This is a genomic window from Micromonospora foliorum (genome assembly GCF_022229015.1).
Lineage (GTDB): Bacteria > Actinomycetota > Actinomycetes > Mycobacteriales > Micromonosporaceae > Micromonospora > Micromonospora foliorum.
In genome coordinates, this window is sequence record NZ_JAKKFF010000403.1 from 1 (window position 1) to 8526 (window position 8526).

The 8526-nt window shown below is 72.3% G+C and carries 8 protein-coding genes; 6 read left to right on the plus strand and 2 right to left on the minus strand.

What is annotated here, in order from left to right:
• The coding region (locus PSH25_RS25785; protein ID WP_274527955.1) for an AAA family ATPase at window positions 1-3318 on the minus strand (3318 nt) is incomplete at its 3' end.
• A 56-nt stretch (window positions 3319-3374) separates the two neighbouring features.
• On the opposite strand from PSH25_RS25785, the gene PSH25_RS25790 reads away from it, so the two are divergent.
• Entirely contained in the window at window positions 3375-3704 is a 330-nt protein-coding gene (locus tag PSH25_RS25790) for a hypothetical protein (protein ID WP_238661519.1), read from the plus strand.
• A gap of 184 nt (window positions 3705-3888) precedes the next feature.
• On the opposite strand, the gene PSH25_RS25795 is transcribed toward PSH25_RS25790, so the two are convergent.
• Window positions 3889-4581, minus strand: a complete 693-nt coding sequence (locus PSH25_RS25795) for a Crp/Fnr family transcriptional regulator (RefSeq protein WP_091407574.1) — start codon at window positions 4579-4581, stop codon at window positions 3889-3891.
• 272 nt (window positions 4582-4853) lie between these two features.
• On the opposite strand from PSH25_RS25795, the gene PSH25_RS25800 reads away from it, so the two are divergent.
• From PSH25_RS25800 to PSH25_RS25820, 5 genes are all read left to right on the plus strand, one after another.
• A complete protein-coding gene (locus PSH25_RS25800; protein ID WP_112582786.1) occupies window positions 4854-5351 on the plus strand; it encodes a polyadenylate-specific 3'-exoribonuclease AS in 498 nt (165 codons plus the stop codon).
• A 77-nt stretch (window positions 5352-5428) separates the two neighbouring features.
• On the plus strand, window positions 5429-5932 hold the full coding sequence (locus PSH25_RS25805; protein WP_238661520.1) for a pyridoxamine 5'-phosphate oxidase family protein: 504 nt from the start codon (window positions 5429-5431) through the stop codon (window positions 5930-5932).
• A 162-nt stretch (window positions 5933-6094) separates the two neighbouring features.
• Window positions 6095-7123 carry a 6-phosphofructokinase gene (locus tag PSH25_RS25810; protein WP_091408060.1) on the plus strand — a complete coding sequence of 343 codons (1029 nt, stop codon included), beginning with the start codon at window positions 6095-6097 and terminating at the stop codon, window positions 7121-7123.
• A 72-nt stretch (window positions 7124-7195) separates the two neighbouring features.
• Window positions 7196-8014 (plus strand): pyrroline-5-carboxylate reductase, encoded by an 819-nt coding sequence (proC, locus tag PSH25_RS25815; protein ID WP_238661521.1) that lies wholly within the window; start codon window positions 7196-7198, stop codon window positions 8012-8014.
• A gap of 46 nt (window positions 8015-8060) precedes the next feature.
• Entirely contained in the window at window positions 8061-8411 is a 351-nt protein-coding gene (locus PSH25_RS25820; RefSeq protein ID WP_036412622.1) for a DUF2203 domain-containing protein, read from the plus strand.
• Window positions 8412-8526: the final 115 nt, after the last annotated feature.

Below are 8526 nucleotides of genomic sequence, written 5' to 3' on the forward strand. Positions count from 1 at the left end.
GGCGTCCCCGGCGTGCCGGGCCAGCGTGGCATCGGCGACCTGACCGGCGGCCCGAGCCCACGGGGTCGTCCGGGGAGCCCGGTCGAGCAGCTGCCGGACCAGCCGGGCCGCGTCCGCGCCGAGCACCCCGGCGACGTGCCCGACGGCCGGCACCCACTCCGCGAACGGGATCATCCGGGTCCGTCGCCAGTCCTCGTCCAGCTCGGTGAGCAGTGCCATCGCCTCGTCCCGGTGGCCCTGCACCGCCCGGCAGAGCGCGGCGTGCGCCAGGGTGGAGCGCAGCACCCGGTGGAAACCGCTGCGCCGGGCCGCGACCAGCGCCTGCTCGACCAGATCCCCACCCGGTCCGTCCGGCACCACGGTTCCGTCCGGCCCCGCAGCTCCGTCGGGACCGGCGGTTGCCACCAGCTCGGCGCCGGCCAGCCCGCGCATCCAACCCGAGACCGCCACGATGTGCAGATCCCACTCGGCGGTCGGCCGTCGGGTCGACTCCGCCGCCATCGCCAGCGCCGCCGTCCAGTCGCCCGCGTAGTACGACCGCGCCCACTGGTCGGCGAAGCTGGTGGCCAGGCTGTGCTCACCGCCCAGGTCGAGGGTGAGCTGCTCGTCGACCAATCGCGCCGAGCCGGCCAGGTCGCCCTCCTCCTGCAACGCCCAGGCCAGGTTCTGCACCGCCCGGCGTCGACTGGTCAGCCGCTCCACCCGGCAGTGCTCGGTCACCTCCGTCAGCTCCGGGAACGCCTCGGCGGAGCCGGCCAGGTAACGCGCCACGGCCAGGGTGATCCGCGCGTTGGCCTGGACCTCGCGCAGCTGGAGCCGCTCGGCGAGGGACGCCGCCGCCCGCGCCGCGGTGCACGCCGGCTCGGTCTCCGCGTTCAGCATGTGCACCCGGGCCAGCTCCAGCAGGGCGCCCGCCTTCTCCTGACTGTCCGGTAAATCGCTGTAGATGCCGATCGCCTGGTCCAGGCAGTGCAGGGTCGTCGAACGGTCGGCCCGACTCCACGCGGCGGTGGCGAGCAGCGTCCAGGCCCGCGCCGCTCCCGTCCGGTCGCCGCCCATGGTGAGCCGCTCGGCCAGTCGGGTGAGGGTGTCCGTGCCTCCCGCCACCAGGAAGGCGTCCCCGTCCCGATAGAACGCCAGCTCGGCGTCGAACAGCTCCAACGCCGGGTCCGGCCCGACGTCCAGGGCCAGCGCCCGGCCCACCAGCGCGGCGGCGGTGTCCAGCGCGTGCAGCTCGTACGCCCGGCGGGCCGCCCGGTGCAGCGCCGCCCGCGCCGGCGGGGCGTAGGGGGCGGTGTCCAGCCCGACGGTCCGGGCGATCTCGTGTGCCGCCCAGCGATGGTTGGCCAGCACCTCGGCCAGGTCGTACTGCCGGCCGTCGGTGAGCTGCGCCATCCAGTCGGCGGTGCGTTGGTGGCGCAGCACCCGCTCGGCCCGGGGCAGCCGCTGGTAGCAGACGTCGCGCACCAGGATGTGCCGGAACCGGTACTCGGACTGGCCGGGCATCGTCGACGTGCTCTGCTCGTACACCAGGTCGCGACGTTGCAGGCGGTCCAGCGCACGCTCCACCCACTCCACCGGCCGGCCCAGCGCCATCCCCACCGGCGCGGCCCAGAACACCACGCCGACCACGGCGGCGGCCTGGAGCACCGCCCGGTCGGCCGGGTCCAGCAGGTCGAGCCGGTTGGCGATGACCGCCTGCACCGTGCGGGGCATCTCCGCGCCACCGTCGAGGTCGGGACGGGGGGCCGAACCGACCGCGTCGAGCAGGCCGCCGTCCAGCAGCATCCGGGCGTACTCCTGGGCGTAGAGCGGGTTGCCGTCGGCGAACTCGATAAGCGGGGTACGCGAGCTGGAGGGCAGCGTCGCCTGCCCGAGGAGCAGCGAGTAGAGCGTGTCGATGTCGGTGTCGTGCATCGGCGGCACCGAGATGGACATCGCGCCACTGATCGTGCCGGTCCAGGCCGGGTGCCGTTCCCGCAGCTCCGGCCGGGCGGTCGCGACGACCAGCAGCGGTACGCCGCGCGCTGTCGCGCCCAACTGCTCGACGAAGGCGAGCATCGCCTGGTCCGCCCAGTGCATGTCCTCGAAGACCAGCACGGTCGGGCCGGTGGTGGCCAGGGCCAGCAGGAACCGCCGCCAGGCGGCCTCGGTCTCGCCGGGGGTGAGTCGCTCGCCGGGTACGCCGATCAGCGGCCCGAGCGCCTCGGCCAGTCGGGTCGCGTGCGGGTCGGCGAGTTGCCCCAGACGGGCCCGCAGCCGCTCGCGCAGCGCGGCCGGGTCGTCGACCTCCGGCACCCCCACCCAGGTCTTCACGATGTCCGACAGTGCGGCCCAGGCGACGTTCTCGCCGAACGGCGGGCACTGCCCGACGAGCCAGGTGATCGGCGGGCCGGGCACGCTGCCGGCGTGTCGGGCCAGCTCGCGCAGCAGCCGGCTCTTGCCCACACCGGCCGGGCCGAACACCGTCACCAACTGGGAGGTCCGCTCGGTCACCATCCGGTGCAGCGCGTTGACCAGCAGGCCCCGCTCGTGCTCCCGGTCCACCATCGGGGTCAGCTCGGCACCGCGCGGGTCCCGGTGTGGTCGGACCTGGACGGCCAGCCAGATCCGGCTCACCGCGGACCGGCCGCGCAGGGTGACCGGCGGCTGGTCGGCGTACTCCATCTCGTGTCGGGTGGCCGACCAGGTGCTCTCGTCGACGACGACACCGCCCGGTGGGGCGAACCCCTGCAGGCGGGAGGCCGTGTTGACCACGTCTCCGGTCACGAAGGCCTGCCCACCGTCGCGTGTGGCGGAGAGGTCGACAAGGGCCTCGCCGGTCGCGATGCCGACCCGGAAGCCGAGCGGCGGCTGCGGACCGGCGGGCTGGCGGGCCAGGTTCCGCTGCAGCTCCAGGCCGGCGCGGACACACCGCAACGCGTCGTTGTCGGTGGCCACCGGCGCGCCGAACAGCGCCATCGCCGCGTCGCCGATGTACTTCTCGACCACCCCGCCGTACTGGTGCACGATCCGGCGCACCGTGGCGAAGTAGGTCTGTTGCAGACCGCGGGCCTGCTCCGGGTCGGTCCGCTCCGCATAGCTGGTGAAGTCCACGATGTCGACGAAGAGCACGCTGACCTGACGCCGGTCCTCCTGCACCGTGACGACGTGGTCCCGCAACGGTTGGCCACAGCTCGTGCAGAAGTTGACCTCGGTGCTGTTGGCGTGCCCGCAGTGCGCACAGTTGACCCCGAGCGGCTGGCCACACCCGCCGCAGAAGCGGTCGTCCGGCCCGGCCGCGCGTGCGCAGTGTCCACACTTGAGGTCGATGTTCAGCTCCGTGGGCGAAAGAGGTCAGTATCGCGGCCGGTCAGCCCAGTCGGGTACCCGACGTGCGGACGGGCAACGTCGTCGATCGGTCGGGGTTAGTGTTCCGTACCAGGAAGTTTCATGTCAGGGAGAGTGCCGTGCAGGTACGACTGTCCGCCTCGTGGACCGATCCGGGTGGCACGCTGTGGGCGCCGGGCGACACGATCGACGTCGATGCGGTCACTCTCGCCGAACTGGAGGAGCAGGGCATGGTGGAAGAGCCTGAGGGTCAGTCGGGCGGGTCGGGGGAGACCACGACCACCTCGTCGAGCACGTCCACGGCTAAGCCGACCGATCCGAAGAAGATCGGTCCGGGGCCGGGTGCGCCGCCGGCCGACAGCGAAGAGAACTGATCGCCCGGGTGCGGTCGGCGGGCCGACGGCCTTCCGGCCGCACCCGTTTTGGCCTGCACATTCGCTGATGCCGGTTGCCAGTGGCAGCCGGCATCAGCCGTGCGTACGGGTGGGTGGGCCGGCCGGCGACGGGCGTCCACACGGGAGATTCGGGTCGGCGACGAAGCCGGGGCGGGCGGGTCGGTCAGCGGTCGGCCATGCCGGCGCGGCGGCGCAGCGCGGCCACGTCGGTCACCACGATCCGGCGGCCCTCGGTCCGCAGCCAGCCGCGGCTCGCGAACGAGCCGATCGCCTGGTTGACGCTCTGCCGGGAACCACCGGCCATCTCGGCCAGTTGGCTCTGGTTGAGCTCGATCGTGATCATCGGTGCCTGGCTCTCGCCGGCCAACCGAACCAGCGTCTTCGCCACCCGACCGGGCAGGTCGAGGAAGACGTGGTCGGCGTTCTGCTCGGTGAGCCGGCGGATCAGGCCGCCCAGGGAGCGCATCACCGCGTCCAGGATGCGGGGGTTGGAGTGCACCAACTCCATGAACGCGCCCCGCGACAGCGCGAGCGCCGCGCAGTCCTCGATGGCCTCCGCCGAGGCGGACCGGGTGGACGCGTCGAGCAGGGACACCTCACCGAGCACGTCCGGTGGACGGATAACCGACAGCACGGCCCGTTCGCCGGTGGGTGCGGTGCGGAACACGGCCACCGCGCCCCGGCGCAGCACGATCAGCGACTCGCCGGGGTCGTTCTCGACGAAGAGCAGCTGGCCCTTGCGGTAGGTGCGTGGAACGGCGGCAGCGATGACGCGCTGCCGCACCTCGGGCTCCAGCCCGGCGAACATCTCGACACCCGTGAGCGCGTCACCCGGCTCTGGCAGGCGAACCTCCACGGCCCAACCCCTCCCCCGGTCATGGACCACAACTCGCTCACCGGGCGAACCTGATGGGCCCCGACAAGGTGAACTGACACCGATTCGGCGTCCGGTAGCGGTACACATCAGATCATGACGGTCCGGTCGCTTGCTGTACACCCCTCGAAGCACTTCCGTGACCGTCACGAGCTGCGACGCACCGTTCACCGGGGTCTCGCCGCGGCGCGGCCGACCCCCCGGACGGGCCCCCGCCGGGCACGACCCTGCGGCGGTGGGCGAAGATGCCCGGAATGGTCTACCGCTACTTCTACGACTGCGAGTTCATCGAGGACGGCACCACCGTCGACCTCGTCTCGATCGGTGTCGTCGACGAGTACGGCCGCGAGTTCTACGCGGTCTCCACCGAGTTCGACGACTCCCGCGCCGTGCCCTGGGTGCGACGCAACGTGCTGGACAAGCTGCCCTCCCCGGCGGACCGGGCCTGGCGCTCGCGTGAGCGCATCCGCGACGACCTGTACGACTTCCTGGTCGAGCCGATCCGGGACCGGCCGGGGGAGCAACTGGAGCTGTGGGCCTGGTTCGCCGCGTACGACCACGTGGTGCTCGCCCAGCTCTGGGGCGCGATGCCGGCGCTGCCCCGGGAGATTCCCCGCTACACCAAGGAGCTGCGCCAGCTCTGGGACGACCGTGGCCGGCCGCCCCTGCCGGACGCGGACGCGGCCCGGCACGACGCTCTGGTCGACGCCCGGCACAACCTGGCCCGCTGGCGGGCGATGACCGCCCGCTGAGCGGTGGCCGCGCCGCTGTAGGTTTGACCGGTTCTGTCCCGGGCACGGTTCGACCAGCCGAGCCGAGGGAGATTGCCATGAGCGACCAGCCGACCAGCGCCGCAGAGGCACGCGCCCGGGTCACCGGCCTGGCCCGGGCCGCGCGGATCTGCATGCTCACCACGACTGCTCTGGACGGGCGGCAGGTGAGTCGACCGATGACGCTCCAGGAGGCCGAGTTCGACGGCGAGCTGTGGTTCTTCGCCTACGCCGACTCGGCCAAGATCCGCCAGCTCCGGGTGAACCCGGAGGTCAACGTCGCCTTCTCCGACCAGAAGCACAACGCCTGGGTGTCGATCTCCGGCACCGCCACCGAGGGGTTCGACCGGACCCGGGCCGAGCGGCTGTGGAGCCCGCTGCTCAAGGCGTGGTTCCCCGACGGGCTGGACACCCCCGCTCTCACGCTGATCAAGGTGCACGCCAGCTCCGCCGAGTACTGGGACTCGCCGAACAGCACGGTGGTGAACCTGCTCAGCTACGCGAAGGCCGCGGTCACCGGCCGGCCACCGGAGGCCGGCGAGAACCACGAGGTGACCTACTGACCGGGGGCGGGTGGCCGGGGCGCGCTGTCGTCGTACCGGCGGGCCGACTACAGTTCGCAGTGACGGCCCGCCCCGGGCCGGCAACGGCGCCGATGGTCTGACCTGACACATACCCTGGGGCATATCGGGCTTTACCTGATGCTCCAGGAGGATGAGCGGATCATGCGTATCGGCGTGCTCACCGGCGGCGGCGACTGCCCCGGTCTCAACGCGGTCATCCGGGCGGTGGTCCGCAAGGGCGTCGCCACTTACGGTCACGAGTTCGTGGGCTTCCGGGACGGCTGGAAGGGCCCGCTCGAGGGTCTGTCCCGGCCGCTGGACATCGCCGACGTCCGCGGCATCCTGCCCCGCGGCGGCACCATCCTCGGCTCGTCCCGGACCAACCCGTTCAAGATCGAGAACGGCGTCGAGCGGATCAAGGACAACCTCGCCGCCCAGGGCGTGGACGCGCTGATCGCGATCGGCGGCGAGGACACCCTCGGCGTGGCCACCAAGCTCTACGAGCTGGGCGTGCACGTCGTCGGCGTGCCGAAGACGATCGACAACGACCTCGGCGCCACCGACTACACCTTCGGCTTCGACACCGCGGTCAACATCGCGATGGAGGCCATCGACCGGCTGCACACCACTGCGGAGAGCCACCACCGCACCCTGGTCGTCGAGGTGATGGGTCGGCACGCCGGCTGGATCGCCCTGCACGCCGGCCTGGCCGGTGGCGCCAACGTGATCCTGCTGCCCGAGCGTCAGTTCGACGTCGACCAGGTGGCCGGCTACGTCGAGAAGCGCTTCCAGCACCAGTACGCCCCGATCGTCGTGGTCGCCGAGGGCGCCCAGCCGCTCGACGGCCAGATGGTCCTCGCCAACCAGGAGCTCGACTCCTTCGGCCACGTCCGCCTCGGCGGCATCGGCCAGTGGCTCGCCGAGCAGCTGGAGGCCAAGACCGGCAAGGAGGCCCGCACCGTGGTGCTGGGCCACATCCAGCGCGGTGGCACCCCGACCGCCTTCGACCGGGTGCTCGCCACCCGCCTGGGCCTGCAGGCCATCGACGCCGTCAACGACGGCGACTGGGGCAAGATGGTCGCGATGCAGAGCACCGACATCGTCCGGGTGCCTCTCGCCGAGGCCACCCGCGAGCTGAAGACCGTGCCGCTGGAGCGGTACGCCGAGGCCGAGGTCTTCTTCGGCAGCTGATCGATCATCGGCGGCGCGGCGGGCCTGCGGGCTCGCCGCGCCGCGACCCGATGCGAGGGGGTACGGGCCGACATGTCAGCCGGAGTGCACACGGTCGCGGTGATCGGCGCGGGCAAGATCGGTGAGCTGATGCTCTCCGGGCTGCTGCGCTCGGGATGGCCGGTGGACCGGCTGCTGGCCACCGCCCGCCGGCCCGCTCGCGCCGAGGAGTTGACCGCCCGCTACGGCGTACGAGTGGTCGACAACCTGACCGCGGTGGACGAGGCGGCGGTGCTCGCGGTCTCGGTGAAACCGCAGGACGCCGCCGCGCTCCTCGACGAGATCGGCCCCAAGGTGCCGGCCGACAAGCTCGTCATCTCGCTCTGCGCCGGTCTGCCCACCAGCTTCTTCAGCCGCCGGTTGCCCGACGGCACCCCGGTGGTGCGGGTGATGACCAACACCCCGGCGCTTGTCGACGAGGCGATGACCGCGATCTCCGCCGGCGCGTACGCCACCGGGGCGCACCTGACGTTGGCCGAGGAGATGTTCAAGCCGCTCGGCCAGACGATCCGGGTGCCCGAGTCGCAGCAGGACGCCGTCACCGCGCTCTCGGGCTCCGGCCCAGCCTACTTCTACCTGCTGGTCGAAGCCATGATCGACGCGGGGATCCTGCTCGGGCTGCCCCGCCAGGTGGCGCACGAGTTGATCGTGCAGACCGCGATCGGGTCGGCGGTGATGCTGCGCGACTCCGGCGAGCACCCGGTGAAGCTGCGCGAGGCGGTCACCTCGCCGGCCGGCACCACCATCTCCGCGATCCGTGAGCTGGAGAAGCACGGCGTACGCGCGGCGCTGCTCGCCGCGCTGGAGGCCGCCCGGGATCGCGCCCGCGAGCTGGCGGCACAGGCTGACTGAGCGTTCGGGGCGCGTCGCGGAGCCGTGCGTGCCGCATACTGGCCCGGTGTTCACACTTGCCCAGGCCCGGCACCTGGTGGCCACCCTGCAGCCGCGCGTCGACGAGTTGATCCGGGTCCGGGCCGACCTGGCCGAGTTGCGCGCCGACCTGGCCGACCACGGCGTGAGCGCGCTCGGCGGGCTGGCCGAGGTGAAGGCGCTGGAAGCCCGGCTGCACGCCGTCGTCGACGAGCTGCACCAGCACGACATCCAGGTCAAGGGCATCGCCCCGGTGCTGCTCGACTTCCCCGGCGAGCGGGCCGGCCGCGCCGTGCTCTGGTGCTGGCTGGAGGGCGACTCCGACGTGCGCTGGTACCACCGGGCCGAGTGCGGCTTCGCCGGCCGCCGCCCCCTCTGACACCCCGCACCCCGCGCCTTCTCGCGCCCCCACCCGCTTGATCCACTCGGGTTCATGGAAAGCGCGGTATCCGGGCGCGACGGACGCCCCGACTTCCGTGAACCCGAGTGGATCA